Origin of the sequence: Tautonia plasticadhaerens (assembly GCF_007752535.1) — a bacterium.
Classification (GTDB): Bacteria; Planctomycetota; Planctomycetia; order Isosphaerales; family Isosphaeraceae; genus Tautonia; species Tautonia plasticadhaerens.
Map to the genome: position 1 here is coordinate 6,724,525 of NZ_CP036426.1, position 20,784 is coordinate 6,745,308.

21 protein-coding genes are annotated in these 20,784 nt (G+C 67.6%); 6 read left to right on the plus strand and 15 right to left on the minus strand.

Annotation, left to right across the window (positions count from 1 at the left end):
• Positions 1-5 precede the first annotated feature (5 nt).
• From mddA to ElP_RS26840, 11 genes are all read right to left on the minus strand, one after another.
• Positions 6-749: a methanethiol S-methyltransferase gene (gene mddA, locus ElP_RS26790; protein ID WP_145275489.1), complete on the minus strand. Its 744-nt coding sequence runs from the start codon at positions 747-749 to the stop codon at positions 6-8.
• Positions 746-1,366 carry a class I SAM-dependent methyltransferase gene (locus ElP_RS26795; RefSeq protein WP_145275491.1) on the minus strand — a complete coding sequence of 207 codons (621 nt, stop codon included), beginning with the start codon at positions 1,364-1,366 and terminating at the stop codon, positions 746-748. Before ElP_RS26795 ends, mddA begins: the two co-directional genes overlap by 4 nt.
• Complete coding sequence (locus ElP_RS26800) at positions 1,299-2,246, minus strand: sterol desaturase family protein (RefSeq protein ID WP_145275493.1); 948 nt, start codon at positions 2,244-2,246, stop codon at positions 1,299-1,301. Before ElP_RS26800 ends, ElP_RS26795 begins: the two co-directional genes overlap by 68 nt.
• A 64-nt stretch (positions 2,247-2,310) precedes the next feature.
• On the minus strand, positions 2,311-2,880 hold the full coding sequence (locus ElP_RS26805) for a disulfide bond formation protein B (protein ID WP_197446399.1): 570 nt from the start codon (positions 2,878-2,880) through the stop codon (positions 2,311-2,313).
• Between the two features lie 153 nt (positions 2,881-3,033).
• Complete coding sequence (locus tag ElP_RS26810; RefSeq protein ID WP_145275497.1) at positions 3,034-3,972, minus strand: LysR family transcriptional regulator; 939 nt, start codon at positions 3,970-3,972, stop codon at positions 3,034-3,036.
• Between the two features lie 194 nt (positions 3,973-4,166).
• Positions 4,167-6,164 (minus strand): hybrid sensor histidine kinase/response regulator, encoded by a 1,998-nt coding sequence (locus tag ElP_RS26815; RefSeq protein ID WP_197446400.1) that lies wholly within the window; start codon positions 6,162-6,164, stop codon positions 4,167-4,169.
• Between the two features lie 402 nt (positions 6,165-6,566).
• Positions 6,567-7,352 carry a hypothetical protein gene (locus ElP_RS26820; protein ID WP_145275501.1) on the minus strand — a complete coding sequence of 262 codons (786 nt, stop codon included), beginning with the start codon at positions 7,350-7,352 and terminating at the stop codon, positions 6,567-6,569.
• Positions 7,353-7,684: 332 nt separating this feature from the next.
• Positions 7,685-8,437: a DUF6338 family protein gene (locus ElP_RS26825; protein ID WP_145275503.1), complete on the minus strand. Its 753-nt coding sequence runs from the start codon at positions 8,435-8,437 to the stop codon at positions 7,685-7,687.
• A 199-nt stretch (positions 8,438-8,636) separates the two neighbouring features.
• Positions 8,637-9,071, minus strand: coding sequence for an alpha/beta hydrolase (locus ElP_RS26830; protein WP_145275505.1), 435 nt, complete (start codon positions 9,069-9,071; stop codon positions 8,637-8,639).
• A gap of 306 nt (positions 9,072-9,377) precedes the next feature.
• A complete protein-coding gene (locus ElP_RS26835) occupies positions 9,378-9,902 on the minus strand; it encodes a hypothetical protein (RefSeq protein ID WP_145275507.1) in 525 nt (174 codons plus the stop codon).
• A gap of 368 nt (positions 9,903-10,270) precedes the next feature.
• A complete protein-coding gene (locus ElP_RS26840) occupies positions 10,271-10,840 on the minus strand; it encodes a hypothetical protein (RefSeq protein ID WP_145275509.1) in 570 nt (189 codons plus the stop codon).
• Between the two features lie 425 nt (positions 10,841-11,265).
• On the opposite strand from ElP_RS26840, the gene ElP_RS26845 reads away from it, so the two are divergent.
• Positions 11,266-12,828, plus strand: coding sequence for a hypothetical protein (locus tag ElP_RS26845; RefSeq protein WP_145275511.1), 1,563 nt, complete (start codon positions 11,266-11,268; stop codon positions 12,826-12,828).
• 119 nt (positions 12,829-12,947) lie between these two features.
• On the opposite strand, the gene ElP_RS26850 is transcribed toward ElP_RS26845, so the two are convergent.
• From ElP_RS26850 to ElP_RS26865, 4 genes are all read right to left on the minus strand, one after another.
• Positions 12,948-13,850 carry an SGNH/GDSL hydrolase family protein gene (locus tag ElP_RS26850; protein WP_231749274.1) on the minus strand — a complete coding sequence of 301 codons (903 nt, stop codon included), beginning with the start codon at positions 13,848-13,850 and terminating at the stop codon, positions 12,948-12,950.
• Positions 13,851-13,875: 25 nt separating this feature from the next.
• Positions 13,876-14,358, minus strand: a complete 483-nt coding sequence (locus ElP_RS26855) for a hypothetical protein (protein ID WP_145275513.1) — start codon at positions 14,356-14,358, stop codon at positions 13,876-13,878.
• A 134-nt stretch (positions 14,359-14,492) separates the two neighbouring features.
• Entirely contained in the window at positions 14,493-15,311 is an 819-nt protein-coding gene (locus ElP_RS26860; protein WP_145275515.1) for a hypothetical protein, read from the minus strand.
• Complete coding sequence (locus ElP_RS26865) at positions 15,292-16,350, minus strand: helix-turn-helix transcriptional regulator (RefSeq protein WP_145275517.1); 1,059 nt, start codon at positions 16,348-16,350, stop codon at positions 15,292-15,294. The genes ElP_RS26860 and ElP_RS26865 overlap by 20 nt, the downstream gene beginning before the upstream one ends.
• A gap of 84 nt (positions 16,351-16,434) precedes the next feature.
• Here ElP_RS26865 and ElP_RS26870 point away from each other — a divergent pair, with 84 nt between their 5' ends.
• From ElP_RS26870 to ElP_RS26885, 5 genes are all read left to right on the plus strand, one after another.
• On the plus strand, positions 16,435-17,274 hold the full coding sequence (locus ElP_RS26870; RefSeq protein ID WP_145275518.1) for a PTS sugar transporter subunit IIA: 840 nt from the start codon (positions 16,435-16,437) through the stop codon (positions 17,272-17,274).
• A gap of 88 nt (positions 17,275-17,362) precedes the next feature.
• A complete protein-coding gene (locus tag ElP_RS26875; RefSeq protein ID WP_145275520.1) occupies positions 17,363-17,899 on the plus strand; it encodes a hypothetical protein in 537 nt (178 codons plus the stop codon).
• On the plus strand, positions 17,896-18,609 hold the full coding sequence (locus ElP_RS38730) for a hypothetical protein (RefSeq protein WP_197446401.1): 714 nt from the start codon (positions 17,896-17,898) through the stop codon (positions 18,607-18,609). Before ElP_RS26875 ends, ElP_RS38730 begins: the two co-directional genes overlap by 4 nt.
• Positions 18,606-19,493, plus strand: a complete 888-nt coding sequence (locus ElP_RS26880; protein WP_197446402.1) for an agmatine deiminase family protein — start codon at positions 18,606-18,608, stop codon at positions 19,491-19,493. The genes ElP_RS38730 and ElP_RS26880 overlap by 4 nt, the downstream gene beginning before the upstream one ends.
• Positions 19,494-19,714: 221 nt before the next feature.
• Positions 19,715-20,491: a nuclease-related domain-containing protein gene (locus ElP_RS26885; protein WP_145275524.1), complete on the plus strand. Its 777-nt coding sequence runs from the start codon at positions 19,715-19,717 to the stop codon at positions 20,489-20,491.
• Positions 20,492-20,784 lie beyond the last annotated feature (293 nt).

The window sequence follows — 20,784 nt, forward strand, 5'->3', positions numbered from 1 at the left end:
CCCCCTTATGACCGCTTGCGGGCCCTCGGGAACGGCAGCAGCATGCCCGCCTGCTCCCGGTATGCCTCATAGCTTTCCCCATGGAACCCGGCCAAATCCCGCTCCTCGAACCGCAGGGCGATGAGGATGTACGCGGTCGTCGACCCGGCGAACAGCAGGTGCCCGACGGTCATCTCCGGGGTCGCCCAGAAGGCCAGCAGGAAGCCCGTCATGAGCGGGTGACGGACGTAGCGATAGGGGCCGGGCGTCTTGAATGCGATCGGGGTGTACGGCCGACCGGTGACGTGGAGGTAGACCTGACGCAGCCCGAACAGGTCGAAGTGGTCGATCAGGAAGGTAGAAACGAGCACCAGCGCCCAGCCGGCCCAGAAGATCGCACCCATCAGCCATCGGCCGACCGGATTGTCGACGTGCCAGACGACGATCGGGATCGGCCGCCATTGCCAGAAGAGGAGGCCCAGCAGCAGGCTACTCGTGAGGACATAGGTGCTCCGCTCGACCGACGGCGGGACGAACCGGGTCCACCGCCGCTTGAACCACGGCCGGGCCATCACGCTATGCGGGACGGCGAAGAGGCCGAGCAGCAGGAGGTCGACGGGCACCGCTACGCCCAGCGGGCTCCTCGGCCCCCCCGCATCGACCGACCTCGGGACGAGGAAATCGCCGACGAAGCCGACCGCGTACAACAACGAGGCGAGGAAGGCGAGATAGCTCGCCACGCCGTAGGCCAGGGCCAGGATTCTGCTCATCGCCGCACGAAGACCCCGTAGGTGAACGCCTGCTGGAAGCCCCAGGGGGTCGTGTGCGTCTCCCCGGCACCCCCGACGAGCGAGAAGCCATTGCCGAACTCCGAGGCCAGCGACCCCGGGTTGTAGCGGCAGACATCGAGGTCGCTGCACCGCCTCGGGCCCTCGTCGGCGAAGGTGGCGACGATGAGATGCCCCCCGGCGGGGACCGTTCGACGCGCCAACTCGACATACCTCGCCCGATCCGCCGCCTCGGTCAGGAAGTGGAACACGGCCCGGTCATGCCAGATGTCGAAGGTGCCGATGTCCCCGGCCTCGGTCACGTCGGCCTCGATCCAGCGGACGGCCCCCGAACGGCGCCCCAGACGCGCCCTCGCCGTCTCCAGGGCCGTCCCGGAGATGTCGAGCACGGCGACCGTCTCGAAGCCGAGGTCGAGGAGCCGATCGATCAAGACCGAGGCCCCGCCTCCCACGTCGATGATCCGCCCTCGTGCATCGGAAGCGACGGACCGGATGAGTTCGAGCGAGCGGGTGGGTTCACTCTGGTACCAGCTAACCCCCGTCTGGCCCCTGGTCGAATAGACCTGCTCCCAATGCTCCTTGCGGCCCTGTTGGGTCATGGCGATTGTCCACCAGGGGAGATCGTGGTGATCGTGCCCGTCGTTCCTTCGTGCCCGTGTCTAACGCCGAGTTGCGTCCCGTCCCCGCCCTGCGTGCCGCCGCCAGCGGGGTCTCCAGCATCCCCCGGAGGCCCTGCCACTCCGGCGCGTCGAACTCGTCGAGGCCGAGCCGGATCGTCCGGGCATCGTCCCGGGGCCGGAAGGTGCGGAACATCCGGTCCCACCAGGGGAGGACCGAGCCGTAGTTGGAGTCCGTCTCCGGCCGCCACCGGCTGTGATGGACCCGATGCATGGCCGGGGTGACGACGAGGGCCATCAGCCCCCGGTCGACCCACCGGGGCAGCCCCACGTTCGCGTGGTGGAAGAGGACGATCGGGGCGAAGAACGCCTCGTAGGCGGCCACCTGCCAGAGAGCCATCCCGATGATCGGCAGGAGGACGAGGCGGGCCAGGGCCGACAGGAGCACCTCGCCCATGTGGAAGCGGATGCCCGTGGTCGCGTCCATCTCGGCATCGCTGTGGTGCATCCGGTGGAACCGCCAGAGCAGCGGGACGGCGTGATTGGCCCGGTGCCAGAGGTACATCCAGAGGTCGAGGAGCACGAGGGCCAGCAGCGTCTCGGCCCAGGACGGCCAGGCGAGCCGCCGGAGCAGCCCGAGCCCCCGGGCCTCGGCCCACCGCTCGGCCATCAGGAACAGCCCGGCGAAGATCACGGCGCCCAAGGCGGCATTGGCGAGCCCGAAGGACAGGTTCCTGCCGTCATGCCGCAGCCGATCCCTGAAACCACCTCGGAATTGCGAGTAGAAGGGCACGAGGCCCTCGGCCACCCACAGGAGGGCCAGGGCCGAGGGAGCGAGGATCAACTTGTATTCGGCGATCATCTCGAACTTGCCCCAGGCAGCCGGGGGATCGTCGTCCGGGCCCCGCCGTGAAGGCAGCCACGGTTTACCTGCCCGGCCGGTAGTCGGGCGGGGGTGCCGGTTCGCAGCCCGAGAGAATCCGCTCGCCCGAGGGGCCGAAGGTCGGACTCGGGGGCGGTAAGGGCGGGGCACTCTTGACCGAGGCGAAGGCAAGTGCCGCCCCGAGCAGGGCGGCGGTGACGCCCCCCGCCCAGGGACGACGGGCGGCCTCGGACCGCTCGGAGAGGGCACCGATGGCGAGCACCCCGGTCAGCACGAGATATCCGGCGAGGCTCTGGTCCGGTGCGTGCCCGAGCCCAAGTACCCCCGGCGGGCAGTCGAGGACCCCCGAGCGGTCGAGGTAGACGTGGAAGGCGGCCAGGCCCAGGCCGGCGACCGCCAGCGGCAGGGCCAGCAGGCCCAGGGCCCCGGCCCGGACGGGGGGCCTGGCCACGAGCCCGACGCCGAGCACCCCCACCACGCCCATGACGAACGTCCGCTCGTAGAGGCAGAGCGGGCATGCCTTGAGGCCCAGCCCGACGCTCAGGTAGAGCGAGCCCACGAGCATCGAGGCGGCGATTGCGAGGGCGAGGCCCTCCCGGATGTTGGTCTTCATCCCGATCCGTCCCGGGCGCCGGCGGGGCTCCGACTGCTCGCCCCGGGCGGGGGGCGGCACGACGAGGCCCATGATGGACGATGCCCGCCGGGCGGGGCCACCGAACTTCTCGTGATCGCCCGCAAGCGGGCCATAAGCCCCGCTAATGGGGGCTCAACGCCGATCGGGATCGAGGGGGTGGGCCTTGAGGAAGTGCAGGAAGACGGAGGCGGCCGGCGAGAGCGGCCGACGGCCGTGGTGGATCACGTAGAGGTGGCGTGCGAGGTCTAGGCCCCGGACCCCGACCGCCCGCAACGCGCCCGAGTCGAGGTCCGGCTGCACGGCCGAGCGGGAGAGGAAGGCCACGCCGAGCCGGCGACGGACCGCATCCCGGATGGCCGAGTTGCTGCCCAGTTCGAGGGCGACGTTCATCCCGGCGAGCGAGGCACCGGCCCGCTCCAGGCCCGCCTCCAGGGCGCGGCGGGAGCCCGATCCCGGCTCCCGGATGACGAGCGGCTCGATGGCGAGCGCCTTGAGGGAGATCGCCTCCCGGGAGGCCCAGGCGTGCCCCGGGGGCACGATGAGCACCAGGAGGTCCGTGCCGATGGGCCGGGATTCGAGGGCGGGCGTCCCGGCCTCCTTGCCCACGAGCCCGAGCGTGGCCCGCCCCGCCACGACATCCCGGACGACCGAGCCGCTGTCGCCCGCCGAGGCCCGGACATGGACCCGGGGATACGCCTGCCGGAAGGAGGACAGCAGGGCCGGCAGGTAGCACTCGCCGGGGACCGAGCTTGCGGCGATCGGCAGGTCGCCCGAGATGGGCGGCCGGTGGCCGCCGAGGTCCCTGCGGGCCTGCTCGTGGAGGTCGAGGATGCGGCGGGCGTAGTCATAGAGCCGGTGTCCCGCCTCGGTCAGGGCGATCCTGCCGGCCCGGCGGTCGAACAGCGAGACGCGCAGCCCTCGTTCGAGGAGGGCGATCCGCTGGCTGACGGCCGCCTGGGTGATGCCGAGGTCGAGCGCGGCGGCGGTGAAGCTGCCCCGCTCGGCGACCCTGGCGAACGTCCCGAGGTGCGGGAGTTCATCGGAGCCGGGGGTGGGCGGGGATTCGTCCATCGCTCACGGGGGCCATCGGGAGAAATGGTGCCGGCCGGGGAACGCCGTCCTTGATGATACCCGGGGATCGTCCGAGGTGCTGGTGGAAGGCCCCAAGGGGGGCTGAGGACGCGCCGGCCCGTGTCAGCCACGATCCGCCGCTCGCCGATCAGGGCCGGGCCGCCGTCCCTGGGCCTTGATCGGTCGGGGCCGGGCTAGGCGATCAACTCGGCGATCGTCTCCAGGTCCACAGGCTTCGTGAGGTGGTGATCCATCCCCGCCTCCTTCGCCCGCTGCCGGTCCTCGTCCTGGCCGTACCCCGTGATGGCGATGATCCGAGTCTCCCGGAAGCCCTCCCGCCGCAACGCCCGCGCCACCTCAAACCCGTCCAGGAGGGGCAGGCCGATGTCCAGCAGGATGACATCCGGGCGGAAGGCGTGGGCGGCCTCGATGCCCCCGGGGCCGTCGTGGGCCACCTCGACCTCCCGACCCAGCAGCCGCAGGTGCCGCGCCAGCCCCCGGGCCAGGTCCCGGTTGTCCTCGACGATCAGTACCCGCCCGGCGGGCCGGTCGGCCGATCGCGCCCCCGGGGGCGATGGGGCGGCGGGCAGTCCCTCGGCGGCGGGCAGCCGCACGACGAACTCGCTGCCCCGGCCCGGCCCGGCGCTGCTGGCCGAGACGCTGCCCCCGTGAAGCTCCACCAGCTTCCGGACGAGCGTCAGGCCGATGCCCAGGCCCCCCTCCGACCGGTCCAGGGTGCGATCGGCCTGCACGAACAGGTCGAAGATGCGCGGCAGGACCTCCGGCGGGATGCCCATGCCGGTGTCCCGGACCCGGACGACGACCTGATCGCCGGCCCGCTCGGCGTCGAGCGTGATCTCCCCGCCCGAGGGGGTGTACTTGGCGGCGTTGGTCAGCAGGTTGACCAGGACTTGCTCCAGCCGCACCGGGTCGGCCTCCAGCCACAGGGGCCCCCGAGGGGCCGGGCGCACGAGCCGGTGCTTGCGGTCCTCGATCAGGGGACGGAGCGCCTCGACGGCCTGGTCGATCACCGGGCCGGCGTCGATCAACTGCTTGCGGACCCGGACCAGCCCCCGGGTGATCCGGGACACGTCCAGCAGGTCGTCGAGCAGGTGGGCCAGCAGGGCGACCTGCCGCTCGACGACCTCCCTGGCCCAGGCGCCGTCGCCCTCGCCCCCCGGCTGGTCCAGCGCATCGACGGCCAGGCGGATGGCCGCCAGGGGGTTGCGAAGCTCGTGGGAGAGCATCGCCAGGAACTCGTCCTTGCGGCGGTCCTGCTCGCGTAACGCCTCCTCGGTCCGCTTCTGGTCGTCGATGTCGGTGCTGGTCCCGAACCACCGGACGACCTGGCCGCCGTCGTCCACCATCGGCAGGGCGCGGCCCAGGTGCCAGCGGTAGGCGCCGGTCCTGCTGTCCCGGAAGCGGTACTCGATCTCATACGGGGTGCCGGACCGCACGGCCTCCTGCCACGCCGCGCGGCTGCGTTCCACGTCGTCGGGGTGGAGGATCGGCAGCCAACTCTCGTCGCCCCCCCGGCCCGGCGGGGAGCCGGTGAACTCGTACCATCGCCGGTTGTAGTAGTCGGTGTAGCCGTCGGGAAGCGCCGTCCAGGCGATCTGGGGCATCGCGTCGGCCATCTGGCGGAAGCTGGCCTCGCTGACCCGCAGTTCCCGGGTTTGCTCCTCGACCCGCCGCTCCATCTCGTCATGGGCCCTCCGAAGCCCCTCCTCGGCCCGTTTCCGCTCGGCGACCTCCTCCTCCAGCCGCCGGTTGATGAGCCGCAGGTGCTCGGGGCTCGGCAGGGCGAGGGCCTGCGGCAGCAGCCGCCAGAGCAGGCCCGCCGTCCCGACCGACGCCAGGGCGGTGGCCGCCTTGACCAGGCCGTCCAGGCGGTAGAGCGGCTGCCAGAGGGCCCAGACCCCGAAGGCGTGGGTCATGCCGCAGAGGATGATGAAGAGGGCGAAGAGGAGGAACATCCAGTTGAAGGCCAGGTCCTTCCGGCGCCGGACGAAGACGACCAGGGCGACGGGGATGGAGAAGTAGGCCAGGGCGATGAGCAGGTCGGAGACGAGATGGGTCCAGATCACGTCGGCTTCGTAGTTCATGCACTGGCGGCGGGGCGTGAAGACCTCGAAGAGGCCCGCCAGGGGCCCACCCCCGCCGTCGTCGTGCGTGTGGACGTGATCGGCCATCTCGATGCCTCCGGTCCGACGATCGCTGGCGAACGCCGTGCCACCCCGGGACCGGGCCGATCCTCGCCGACCGGGGCGTCCACCGTCGGCGTCCAATCCGCCATCAGGCCGGCTCCCGACCCGATGGACGGCGGTCACGACCGTCGGCGCCGGCCCTACGTCCTTGGAGATCGTGAGACTCGTCGGGCGATGGACGGCGAGGCGGGTGGCCGGTGCCCCGGGCAGGCGGAATTCGATCCCTGCGGTGGGAGCCTGCCACGGCGCAGGCGCAACGCCCCGAGACGACACCATGCCGCCTGGCCTATTATAGCATCCGCCCAAAGATGCTACAATCTTCGGGGCCCAGGGAACACCCGATTGAATAGGGTTCTGGACGCATCTGCTGCGACCCCAGGCGGCCTCCTACAGCCCGCACATCCCCTCGCACTCGGAGTGGGCGACCCCGCCGGTCACGTCCCGCCCTCCCAGATCGGCCTGGGCCAGCGGCAGGCAGGACCGGTGCAGGTAGATCGACTGCTCCAGGTTCCGGTTGGCGACCGTGCCTGGCCGCCGAAGTGCCTCATCCACCTCGACGGCCCTTGCCCAGCCCGCCGGGTCGGTGTCCCGCAGGTGCCGCCACTCGGCGTTCGACCGGTACGGGCAGAACACGCAGGCGCTCCTGGGGACCTCGTGCGGGATCGCCTTGCCCTTCAGGTAGGCCGCGCAGTCCGAGTGGGTTATCTCCAGGTCGAACAGCGGGAACCGGCCCTCGGCCCAGGGGTGCCCCACGAACCGGTTCCTCACCTTGGAGACCCGCCGGGGCTCGTCGTGGGACAGCCCGAAGTACTGGACGACCTTCACGCCCTTGGGCATCCGCTGGCGATACTTCAGGCCGACGACCTGGCGCCGGATGACCCGCTCGACTACGTTGATCTTGTACTCGGCGGTGCATTGCCGCCGGAGCATGCCCCCAGTCTGTCCCGGAGTTGCCGAGGTGAAGGCCGGGATCGAGGCGAACCGCTGGCCCATGCTGTTCGTCCCGCCGATCAGGTCATCACCGAGGCGCCCTGCGGTGTCGACCAGGATCGGCGGCCCGCCCAGGGATTGGAGCCACCGGAGGTGGTCGTAGACGGGCTCCGGCTCCTCCTGGGTGTCGGCGAAGATGGCGTAGTCGATCCGGTCGTCCAACTCGCCGTCTGGGCTGGCCACCTTGCATAACGTAATTACACGGCGGCCAGGCCCGAACGGATGCGCTCTCTTTCTACTACTTCTTTCCCGAGTTCGTTGGCGGTGGAGCCGGTGAGGCCGGCGGCTTCGAAGTGGCGGAAACGGGTGCCGGGCCGTTATAGCCGCGCTCCTCACCTTTCGGAGCGGGTCGGGTTATCGGCTGCGATGATGATCGGGGCGTTTGCTCTGCCATGACCGAATCCTCGGAGATTTGATATCACTTCTTCGGTGGCGGTGCAGGCGATGCGGGGGGCTTCTCCCCTCTGGGTGGACCCGTGTAGCCCGTCTCCACGTCGCAAGGCGGTGCGACGGTTCTAATGGTCCCCAACGGTGGCAACGCCGGCGTTGGGGGTGTCTGCGGGCGATTCGGCGCCGGATTCGGCTGCTTGGCTCCCATTCTCCTCGCTCCTGTGCATTTGGATCAAAGGTGCCTGCATGGCACCCAGATTTTCTTGGGCGATCGAATACTCATGTGGGAATGCAAGAAACTCGACGCGCTCGACTTCGCAGGCGGCGATCAGGAATTTGTTCGCTTGGAAGATTGGTACTTGCGTGCCGTCATCCAAGACCCATTCCGGCTGATCGATGACGAAATGCCCTTTATCCGGATGATCGGGCCACTCTTCCGGCCAGCCGTAAAGGCGGCGTTCGCCCTTCAAATGGAGGATGATCCAACGATCGCCGCTCCGCTTGAAAGCGCCGTACCACTCGGAAGGGTAAGATGTGCGAGTTGTCAATCCCCGTGCTCTGGCCCATTGATGCCACCTGTCGGTGTTCGCAATCCAGGCGAAAGCGAGACCGAGGGGAATAGCCAAGATAATCATCCAGGTCAGTTCGACATCAGGTGTCCATAGGCCGAGAGAAACCCAGTGCGAGCCGGTGGCCAGGAACAGGCTGCGGATGGGCAGCAGCAGGGTCTTCAGGATGACCGTGAAGATAAGCGCCTGGACAACCCGCTCGAACTCGTTCGATTTCGGGTGCGCCGTCAACGTGTAAACAATGCCGGCAGTGATGAAACCAGGCAGAAATTGAAAAATCGTGGTCAGATTTTGCGACAACCAGCCCACGGGTGATCTCCCCGGGGAGTGACGTTTACCTGCCTACATCCACCGACGGATATTCTATACAAAAGCTACCTAGTTTCGGGCGACCAAGCAAGTAGATTCTGGACTAATTCGGCCGAAAACGATCGAGGTCGCCCGAGGATCGCCAGGTCGAGACCCTCGCCGGGGTAGTTCTCTTCCGCCCGGCGGGCCATCTCGTCGATCAGGCCGCCGAGCACTTCCAGGCGCCCGCCGAGCCGCCGTAGTTGCCGATCCGGTCGGGGTCGATCCCGTAGTCCTCGGCGTGGTGGCGGATGAAGCGGACGGCGCGGTGGAGGTCCCCGAGGATTTCCGGGATGGTGAACTTCGGCTGGCTGACGTGGACGACGGCGAAGACGGTGTAGCCCCGCCCGACCAGCGACTCGATCAGCGGCACGGGGATCGCCTCGTGGGCCGAGAACCAGCCGCCGCTGACGACCATGACGAGGCCGACGCCCTTGGCGTCCTCCTCGGGAGTGAACACGTCCATGGTCAGGGCGGTGCCGTGCTTGCGGCCGTAGATCACGTCCTCCTGGCGGGTGAAGGAGGGCTCGTCGGCTGCCACGCCGAATGGGGTACAGGCGAGCGTCAGGACGGCGATCAGTGCGAGGAGTTTCATCGGCTTGGGCCTCGGATGGGATCGGTTCGGATGGGACGAGTTGACGATACCGGAGGGGGAACTACCCGAATCAGGGCGGGGAGAGCCAGGCCAATAGGATAATCCAGGCGGGCGCCTGGCTCACGAGCTATGTCCGGATCGGAGGGGTGGGGGTCGGCTCCCCGCCACCCACCCGGCTCACCCCTCGCCGGAGTACTGCTCGCCGGAGTACTACTCCCTCGCCCTACCCCAGGTGCCATTGCTCGAAGTCCGACGGGACACAGAACGCATTTCGAGGGAAAGTCGGACAATGGAGCAGCCTGGGCGTCACGGTGAATCGCTGAGCACGCTGCTCTCGGGGTACAGGCCCCGTACGAACTCCATGCTCTCCTCGTACGCCCGCCGGTAACCGGGGCTCAGCATGCCGCCCCATCCGAAGGCGAAGAAGAACGGGCTCCGCTTGCACGCCTTACCCTGCGGGGTCGCCAGGAACTCCTCGATCCCCGAACGGCCGGCGAACTCCAGCCCTGGGTAGTACGCCCCCACCGAGTCCGGCAGCGTCGGGTCGATGATCACCCCATCCCGCACGATCCATCCGTGCTCGATCGGCCCGAAGCCGTCCTTGAGGACGATGTGCCCCTCGACGTAGCTGGCATCGGCATATTCGTCGAGCTTCTGGATCGCCTTGCGTGCGTTGAACCAGCACAGCTTCGGCTTGGCCTTGATCCGACTGCGGAGTCGTCTGGAGGCCGCTTCGTCCTTGAGATGGGGCCGAGCGAGCGGCTGCCAGCCCTCGTAGAATCGCCGCTCCTCCTCGGTGTGCTCCTCGGGTTCGATGGTCCCATCGGCCAAGACAACTATCGGTTTCACATTCGCCGTAGGCGCTTCCGTCCGATGCACGACTGGTTCGCCGCCGGTTCGTACCAGTGCCGGGGTCGTCGTCGGCCAGGCCCCGGTCCAGGCCGACGCCACCGGGTCGTGTTCCTCGCAGCCGCCGCAAGAAATCCGCTGGCAGCCGCACACGGAGCAGCGCTGTACATCGCAATTGGCCCGGTGGACGTGTCCCGGCAGGCATCCGCAGTCCGGGCAAGTGGATGGATTTTGGTCGTACACGGTGTCTGGTCCTTCGGTACGGCACGTCGTCGTGCCGGCGTTCCACATTTCGGCGTTTCCATGGTCGGCTCCGTCGCCGACCACGGGTCTGATGATGAGGTTCGTTCTCAGGCTTCCAACCAGGCAAGCTCATCGTCGATCATGTCGAGGAGGTCGTCGAGGATTCTGGCCCTGATGCCGAGGGATTCCGCCTCGTAGAACCAAATGCCACGGCGGTTGATCGTTTTGATCTCGAAATCTCGATATTCGATCAACATGCGACAGCCGGCCTGGAGCTTGGCGATGCGGCGCTGTGCCCGGATGCTGGGTAGTTCGAAGTCATCGGTCTCATCGACGGCAATCCGCACCGCCGCTGCCTGGCCCAGCGACCCGCCTCCGAGAAGCGCCCGGGTCCGACGGCGGGCGGCGATGATCCAGCGGCGGTACGGCTCGTCGAGATGGGGGAGGATGTCGGCGTCTGATGCCAGGCCGTTCTGGCGTCGGTACTCCTCAGCCGACATGCCGAGGATTGCCTTGTAGATCGCCCGGTAGGCGCTGCCACCCGCAGTGCAGGCTCGCCCACTCTTGTTCGGGGCGGGAGTCGGCTTGATCCCCGGATGATCCGGACGATCTTGGTTTCCCGGGTGTGTACCGAGGGGGGCGTCGAAGCCTGCTCCCGCCAAGATGTTGGTGTTCATTGTCTGCACTGGTGTTGTCCCTGCTGGCACGCCGTCGTGCCGGTGTCCTTCTGGGTGGTGTAACCTTGTCGGCAACGTCGCCGACGGGACCTATTAAAGCAAAAGCAGAAATTGGGTCAACCCCAGCATATTGAGAATCTCACACGTCCAAGTGTGATTTTGGTTGTAAACCAAAATCGGCCCTCAGACCGCATGCCCGTGGACAGTGGAGGAGTGGTACCACTCCCTGATTTCTCGAACCCCATGGAAAATGTAGGGGTAAAAAACCGGGTCCGGGCCGGCGTCCGACGCGATCGGTGGGCCATCGCCATTTCGCGTTGCCGGCGCCGCAGGAAACTGCGGGTCCTGCACTACTATAAAGGGAAAGGGCCGGTCACCCGTACGTGACCGACCCTCCCAGTGCAACAACCTTCTCGAACTCAAACGTGCAACCTATGGTAGTCCCCCCACCACGAAATTCCTCCAAGAAGCGCCAGAAAATCCACACCTGGCTCCGGAAGCGGATCAGCCCCCTCGACTTCGGGTTCAAGCACGACGGCAGGCCGATCCACGCCAATGCCAACTACGAGGTCCTCGACAAGCTCAACGGCGGCCGGGGTTGGCTCGCCCGGCTGAGCAACGCCGACATGGACGCGCACTTCGCCGACGAGCACACCTACTACTTCTCCGGCAACGGCTCCCGGAAGTCCGACGAGACGTTGGCGATGATCGACATCGACTGCCACAGGCGGGGTACTGCGGCGGGTGCGATGGCGTACGCCGAGTACATCCGCAGCAAGCCCCTGTTCCGGGGCCTCTACATCGAACGCTCCACCAATGGGGTTGGTATCCACGGCTACCCGGTGATCTACAAGGGCTGCGCCGACGACCGGATCGTCAACGTCGCCCTCAAGGTGCTGGACCTGTACCTCAAGGGCCTGAGCTACCTGGCCGACTGCGACATCGAACTGGTCGAGGTCAAGGGCCTGTGCCCGGAGACGACCTGGGGCAAGGAGCGGGGGCTACTGAAGGGCTACAAGAGCGGCACGCTCGCCAAGCTGCCCCGGGAGGCCCATCACCGCGCCGACGAACTGATGGGCACGAGCAGGGTCCACGTCTCCCGGCTTCGCCGGCTGGGATTCGACCTGGCCGACGAGGCGGAAGCCCTGGGCGTACCCGCCGAGGTCGTCGAACGAATCCGGTCTGCGAGCGAGCCACTCCAGAAGCGGACGTGTCCCGAGCACCTGGAACGCTTGAGGGAGGCCGTGAAGGGCCTGGAGTGCTGGAAGCGAGGCCAGTCGACCGACCCGACGACCATCCCGGTCACCTTGCCCCTCGCCGTTGCCGGGGCCGAGGGCAGGCAGGTCGGTGATGGCGAGCCCTCGAAGAAGGCCCGGGGTTCCACCGAGGCGCCGACCGTCTCCGACGAGATCGCCGGGCTGATCCGGACCACGCTGCTCCGCTTCGCCAAGAACTGGGCCAACTCGGGGTTCCGGTCCGGCAAGGGGCGCCGGGTGGTCCCCATGGACATCGCCACGCTGATCGCCGTCGTGGCCCACACCAAGGACCATCCCAACCGGGATGGTTCCACGCCCACGGTCTGGATCATGCGGCTCTGGAAGGACCTGAAGGAGCGGGGGTACACGGACCGTGCCTGGGACCACCACAACTACAAGGCCGCCAGAGATTTCCTCAGCCGGATGGGCTGGCTGGTCTGGCACGACGAGAACTACGTCGTCGGGCAGGAGGTCAACGGCGTGTTCCGGAAGGGCCAGGCGGCGAAGTGGGAGGCCACGGGCTACCTGCGGAGCATTGCCGAAGTCGAGGAGGAGGTGGGTACAGGAGAGGATCGGGAAGAAGTTGAGAGGGAAGAGGGGCATATTTATGGGCAGCACCTTGAAGACCCCGCCACCCTGGGCTTCATCCAACGCCTCCGGGACGAGTCTGGCCACTGGAAGACGCCCCAGTTCGCCGGCTACGCAGGGCAGACGACCCGGATAGCTGCCTGATGATCGGCCGATTTCGACTCCAAACCAGGACTCCCAGCCGGTCGCTGACCCCGGCCCCGTCCTCCGACCGCCTACGCCTGCCCCGGATTGCTTCCGATCCGGGCGGGGTCCGATGCCGCTCACGGGCCCCGGTCGTCTCGTTGCCGGTCCGAGTAGGCCCCCCGCACGACCACCCAGACGACACCGGCCATGTGGCGGTGCCCCTCTTGGGTGAGGTGGATCGAGTCGAGGGTCGCCCCGCCGCGCCCCAGGATGCCGAGCAGGACCCGCTTGGGTACCAGCAGGGCCCGATGGCGGCGGGCCAGGCGGCGCTGGATGCGGCCGTAGGCGTTGTAGGTGGGCGGCAGCGGCAACTCCAGCAGGACCACGACCCGTCCGGGGCGGCTGACGGCCGACACCAGTGCGTCGAGCCCCGCTTCGAACTCCTCGGGCGTCGTCTCTCCCAGCAAGTCGTTGCCGCCGATCTCCAGCAGGACCAGCCGCTCCTCCGGGGACAGATTCTCCGCTTGCCGCAATGCGGAGGCGACGTTTGCCCCCATCTGCGAGTGATCGTGGACCTCGACGCCGTTGCGGTCGGCCAGGAGCGCGGGCCAGGTGACGGCCTCGTAGCCGCCGATCCCCGCCGTCACCGAATCACCGATGACGCCGAGTGCCGGGTCGCCCAGCGGGGGGACGCGAGGCATCAGGTGGTAGGGGACCTCGGCGAGCATGGCGGCCGACCAAACCAGGGCGACGGACATCCGCAGCCTGGAGGCCCACCGGTCCGGGAGACGCTTCCGGTATGCCTCGCCGGCGAGCCAGGTCAGCGTCACGGTCGCCAGGAGGAGATAGGCCCAGGGCATCAGCGGTGTCGCAGAGACGATGACCGCCGAGCCGCCGACCAGGACGAGGACGTTGCGGGCCGTGCGGATTCCCCGCCTCCGGGCGTAGTACGACAAGCAGGCCGCCACGATCAGGCATACCGCCCCCGTGAAGAAGGCATGGCCGCTGGCGACATGGTAGACCAGCCATCGCGTCAGCAAGGCGCTCTCACTCCACTCGTCCCCCTCACCGCAGGGCCAGCGACGTGATCGTGGCCCTGCCTATTGAGCCGCCCTTGTCCGGCCTGATCACCAGGCGTAGGTGGGTGACCCCCTCGGCCTGGACCGCCCATTCCTCCTGCTCGAAGGTCGATCCCTGGGGGCTGAAGTTGAACTCCTGCCGGAGCAGTTCCCGGTAGGTCTGCCCGCCGTCGGCCGAGGCGGCAAGCTGGAGTTCCTGGGTGCGGGTTACTTCCAGTTCCTCGACTACCAGGAGGACCTGGCGGATCACCTGGGGGGTGTCGAAGGCCAGGATGATGGTCTGCTCGCCGGGCTCTCCTGCAACCCAGCGGGTCCCGCCCGGCCCCCGATGGTCGTCGAAGGCGTGATCGATGGGGTGCTCGGGGTCCTCGGAGGTCACCAGCACGGTGGCCACGGCGGCGATGTCGATCTCGCCGGGCGTGGGAGCCGGAGGCTCGGCTTGTGGCTTGATGATCTGCTTGCGGAGCATGGTTTCTCCCGGTGGTTCGAGGTCGATCCGCTCACACAAGGCCCGTCCGGGAGAGCGGGAAGTTGACGGTGTTCGATCTGCCCGGATGGGTCAAAAGCCCCGCTCGGGGCGGCACAGAAGGCCGACAGGTAATTTCAAAATCCCTTAATTCCGAACATCTTGATTGGTCCGAGATCCCGGTGGATGTTCGGATAGGTCGACCAGTACGACCGGACTACCGGACAGGGGTCACACCATCCATGGCCGACCAGATAAGAGGGTACCCCCGATGGGTTGGTGAGGACCGCCTCGGCCAGGTGCGCATCCGGATCTCTAAAATCGGTCCAGTTGCCGCCGAACCCGACACCGGGACAAATGATCGCCAGGACTCCCGGCGTCATCTCGTTTCCTCGATAGAGGGAATGGAAGGTCGTGACCCCCTCGTATCGGACGTAGAGCAGGCTGAACCGACTCGGGCCGTGGTCTGGCCCGAAGTCTGGGGTGCGTTGGAGGATCGCCCAGCAGGCGAAGAAATCCGGGTAGAACGGATTGGGCTTTTGTTCGATCCGTCTAATTACCCCGATCGGTATCGGCAGGAGGCCATTCGGCATCAACTCGCCCGCTTCGACCTCTCGGTAGGCTAGGGGGCGATAACCTCTGAAGGTGGACAGCTTCTTAATTAATTTCTTCGGCGTGACGCCGAAGTCGGAATAGACGAAGCTGTGGTATTCCTTCCCGAGGAACTCGACCGGGCTACCGTCGAATCCGGCCGCTGGGTAGTAGACGGAACCCCTTAATAGTTCGAGAAGCGGTATCCGCCCGATGATCGCTGGCCCACCTCGAAGCCATTCGGGGAGTTCGCTCATCATCGTTCCTCTCTGCTCGGGAGCCCGTTGATCGTCCAGGGATCGGGACAGGGCTTCCGGGAGAGTTCCCTGCCCGCCCATCTCCGGGTCAGCTTCTTGGTAGTCCAATTCCGTTCATCGCAAGTGCCGATCTCAGCCGCTCGACGACCATCGCCCTGAGTTCCGGCGGTTGGACCACCTCGACCCGGCCCGTCCAGCCGAGGACCCACCAGACGATCTCCTCCAGGCCGTCGACCCGGAACTCCAGCGTGAGCGAGCCGTCCTCGTGGCGCCGCTCCCGCTGAGTATGGTGCCAGTTCGTCTCCGTCACCAGCGCCGCCGCCTCGGGGACGAACCGCACCTCGACCTCGTAGCCCCGCTCGCCCCGGTAGACCGCCCAGGCGTCCCCGAAGTAGGCCCGCAGGTCGAAGACCTCGGGGACGGAGGCGGGGGCTCCCGTGCCCGAGATGGCCCGGAACCGGGCGACCCGATAGGTCGTCGGGCGATCGGAGCCTTCGGGGCGGGCGATGAGGTACCACGCCTGCTTCACGAAGCACAGCCGGTAGGGGTGCAGGACGAGCCGCTTCTCCCCGGACTGGTAGGGGCTGGCATAGGTGCCCTCCAGGCATCGCCCGCCCAGCAACGCCTCCTGGATCGTGCGGATTGCCGGTCCGCACTGGCCGTGATCCGCCAGCTTCATGCCGAGGACCGCCGTGACCCGCCGGGTATCCTCCAGCAATTCTCGGGCGGGTCTCCTGCTCGGATTTTCCGGCCTGCGGACGTGTGTCTGCCTCGCCTTGCCGTCGGGGAGCCCCATCGCCCCGGCCAGCGCCGCCGAGGTCACCCGCCCCAACGCCTCGAAGCCGGTCAGCCCCGTACCCGGGAACTGCCAGCCATCCGGAAGGAGGTAGCAGCCCTCGGCCCGGTCGAAGTCCCAGGGCACCCCGGCCAGCCGCAGGACCTCCAGATCCCGCTGGACGGTCCGGACCGTGATCTCCAACTCCCTGGCGAGGAAGGGCCGATTGCAGCGAGGGTATCCCTGGAGCAGTTCGAGCAACTTGAGGATGCGGGCGAACCGGTCGGCCTGGCGCAGCCGACGCTCGGGCTCGGGCCTGCGGGCGGCGTTGCCCTGCGGCATCATCCCAGGTTTCGTGCGGTTCTTGCCCATGAGGGGACCCGCCTGCGTCCCTTGCCGTCGTTATTCATTGGTGGGGAGGAGGGCGATGCCCGCCCCCTCCGGAGAGAACATACGATGCATCACGACGACGAGGGACGCCCGAACCCGCCGCCCCGGCGGCGATTCCTGGGGGGATGCCTGGGGCTCGGGGCCTCCGCTGCGATCCCGGCGGCGCCGCCCGACACCGCCGGGCCGTCCGACCGAACTCCGGCCCCGGAGATCGCCGACGACGGGCTGCTCTCCTGGCCGATCGATCGGTTCACGTCCCTGGGCGTCCCCGAGGACTGGTCGGCGGTCAAGCTCGGGCTGCACCCGTTCGCCCCGCAGCGGGTCGTCATCCTGCCGTCCGGGGCCAGATTGCGGAACGACCTCCGCTGCGCCGGGGAGTTGCGCGAGCGGATCAAGGAGCGGATCGACCAGGGGCGGGCCGAGATCGCCCACGAGCCGGCCCCGCTGCACTGGGAGAAGCGGGAGATCATCTTCCGGCTGCTCGACCGGATTACCGAGCACTATGACCGCCCCGACCTCTACGAGGACTGGGCGGTCGAACTGGCCGATCGGGAGTCGTTGGCGAGCACGGCGCTGGGGGGTCATGTCGGGATCTTCCACCAGTTCCAGCAGCGGGGGGAGGTCGCCGTCGACTGCCCGCCGCTGGACTGGTGGCTGGTCCTGATCCCCGGCGGCATCGACTGGGCCAGCCCGGACGGCGAGCCGGTCCATGCGCTGATCGGGCACATCGGCGAGGTCCCCTGGTATGCCGTCGAGGGCGAGGTGATGGAGCGTGCCCTTCGCCTGGCGGTCGCCGTCGCCCGGTCGATCGAGGACTGGCCGACGGTGAGCCGGAAGGGGCGGATCGAAGCCTGCCTGCACCTCAACGCCATCGCCGCCCGGCTTCTGGGCGAGATGGAGCCCTGAAGTCGTGGCACTTGGTAATGATCATGGCGATCCGCTGGCAACACGGCAGCGGATCGGAGGACGAACCACCAATTCTCGGAGGAGATCGTTGACGAACGAAGGGATCGAGGGGCGTTGTCCGGGTGGTGAGCAGGGGCGAACTCCGGCCTCGGGCGGCTATTACTGGCTGCCCAGGCCGGAGGGAGGCTCAATCACTTGGGAGGTCGTCACCTGCCACGACCTGGGGCACGACGCCGCCCATTCCCACCGGGAGCTATGGCCGGCGCTCGTCCGGAGCCTCGCTGGGGCGTGGGGCCTGGGCACCGACGAGATGGGTCGCCTGCTGGAGGACCGCTACTACGGGCTCCCGAGGGGGCGGGTGACCCGCCCCGGGGGCAAGTGGATGATCCTGCACGGGGAGGACGCCCCGGTCGCAGACTGGCTCCCCCCGGTGCTGGCCGCCTTCCGGCTCGATGGTCGTCCGATCCGGGTGCTCTCCGACGATCACGAACGCACGCTCTCGGACGACCGATGGAGGGTCGAGGAGGCGCTCGGGATCACCATCGGGGGGCAACCAGCCAATGGGGCGATGCCCCGGGATGACGACCAGGATTGCCCCGACCAACGGGAGGATGACCCACGATGAACCACCCTGATGACCAAATGACGACCGAGAGCCGCCGAGGCTTTCTCGGCTCTGCCCTGGGCGTCGGGCTCGGGGCGTCCTTGGGATTCCCCGGCCCCCTCCGGGTTGTCGGGGAAGATAAAGCGCCCCATCCCTTCTCGCCGGAGCGGACCGTCGTCCTGCCCCGGCGCCTGGGCCGGGAGCACCTCCAAGTCCGTCGGGCGATCGGACGCAGGATCGAGAAGCTCGACGTACACGGGCTGTGGCGGCTGCCGGGTCCGAAGGTCGAGGCCCTGCTCCAGGTGGCCGACGCGATATCAGAGCGCCACGGGGTCGGGCACCGGCTGGGGGAGTGGGCCGCCCGCCTCGCCTCCCAGCAGTCGATCATGCCGGAAGGCTTTGCTGGGCTCGGCGTGCTGGGCTACTGGCAGGCGCTCGGGCCGGTCCCGGGGGCCGACTCGCCCCTGGACTGGTGGCTGTTCCTGTCGCCCGAGCCGATCGAGTGGGGCGGCATGGACGGGGTGTCGGTCCATGTGCTGGTCGGGCACGTCTCGCCCGTCACCTCCTTCCGGTGGATGGACATGATGCACCGGGCCTGGTCGGACACATGGCACCTCCACGCCTCCCTCGGCGGCCCCGAGGGCTGGGCACGGCTCGCCCGCCTGGAGCCCCGGGAGGCCGTCTGGCGCCTGAACCGGGCATTCGCCTCGATCCCCCGGGAGGGCCGATGATCTCGGACGATCAGGCCGATGAAGTTTACATCTCCGACCTGCTGGAGGGACGACACCCCTCGCTCGTCGAGCGCCTGCGGAGCATCCTGGTCGACCACGGCGTCCCGCTGGGTGTCATCGGGGGGACCCGGGACATCTGGTGCCGGGATTACATGCCGATCCAGGTCGGTCCCGGCGAGTTCGTCCGGTTCCGTTACGCCCCGGACTACCTGCGGGGCTACGAGCACCTCATCACCGCCCCGGGGGACATCGGGACGATCGCCGAGATCCGGACGCTGGTCCGCTCGGAGATCGTGCTCGACGGGGGCAACGTGGTCAACTGGGGCAACCGTTGCATCGTGACGGACAAGGTGTTCCGGGAGAACCCCGGCATCTCCAGGGACACGCTGATCGGCAGCCTGCGGGACCTGCTCCGGGTCGAAGACCTGATCGTCATCCCCAACGAGCCCTACGACGTGGTGGGGCACGCCGACGGGGTGGTCCGGTTCCTCGACGAGGGGACCGTCGTGGTCAACGACTACGGAGCGGTTGCCCCCTGGTATGGGAGGCGGCTGAGATCGGCCTTGAGGGGAGCAGGGCTCGATTGGGTCGAGTTGCCCTATCGGCCCGAGGAGTCGAGCGGCGGCGACCTCCCCTCGGCGGTGGGCTGCTACGCCAACTTCCTGATGGTCCGAGGGCTCATCGTCGTGCCGAGCTACGGGGACGGGAACGACGATCGGGCCTGCCGGGTGTTCGAGGAGAACAAGGACGGCGTGGCGGTCGTCCCGCTGGGTTGCCGGAGCCTGGCACGGGAAGGCGGCGTCCTGAACTGCGTGACCTGGACGATCGCCGAATGCCGAAATCGGATTGCATCGTGTCCCCACGAGGAGAACCATCAACGATGAGTCGAGCGATTGCGTACAGGCAACCGTTGCCGGAGCTTCCATGTCCCCTCTGCGGCCAGATGCTCGTGGCAAGACCCGGACAGATCACTCCCTCGAACTCCTGGTCGGATTGCCTCCGACGTTGCCCGAGTTGCCGGGTCGGATACTCGAACGCCCGCCGAGACCCCACGATCCTATTCAACGACCCCGAGTTGAACGTCCCGCCCGAGGTTCGAGGCGGGGTGCTCGAAACCCTGGTCAACGCCCTGAACGAAAGGAATCAACGCAACAAGGGGACGAAGTTCGGCTTCAGCACCTCCGAGGACGCCCTGACCTGGACGGTCTTCAGATACCTCTTCGACTCGGGCCAGTTGCTCGGCGTGCTGCGGGGAGCGGGCCTGCCGGTCCCCGATCGGGAGAACCGGCCAGAGTCGATGCTCCTCTGGGGCGTCCCCGTACCGCTCGACCGGGACGCCAACAAGGCGGGATGGCTCCTCCGTGACCGCCTGGTGGCGATCTCCGACGACCTCGGGGAAGACCCGAAGTCGAGGACGGAGCCGGACGTGGTGATCGACCTCGGGGCCGATGGGGTGATCATCATTGAGGTGAAGCATCGCAGCGGGACCGATTTGAAGAAGCCGACGTATTCCGGCTGGGATCGCTACTATCCGGCCGACAGCCCGCTCACCTACTCCGGCGCCGTGCGGGCGTCGTGCTGCTACGAATTGGCCCGGAACTGGAGATTCGGGCTCGAACTGTCAGCAGATCCGGCCCGGCCCTTCACGCTTGCCTGCCTGGGACCGGAAGCCCTGTTCCGTGGGAAGAACGAGGAGGTTCTCCGTCCCTTCGAGGCAAGCGTGCCGGCGACAGGGACAGCACTGTTCCGGAAAATCCGCTGGGATGCACTGATCGGGACGATCAACGAGCCGCTGGATTGGATCACGGATTTCGTCGAGACCAGGGGCTATCGTTGTGGCGGGGACGGCTATGGGCTGGGAGGTCGCTTTGACTGCCCGTAACCACCAGCGGCAATCCTCATCCAACTGCCGAGAGGTACCTTTCGATGCCAAGCGACTCGATCATACCTTCAGGAAGACGATTGAAACCTATCGACCCAACGAAGGCCCTGCACGAAATCCTCGATTCTGTGAGACAATTGGGCTACATGGAGCAGCACGCCAGGTCCTTGATCGACCAATTCGATGACAAGATCGAACTGACGTATCACAATGCTCCTGCTAGTCGAAAAACGTACAAACTTTGCCGGTCCGAAAGGCGAGACCCCCGTGTCCCTGAGCGACTATTGGAAAAG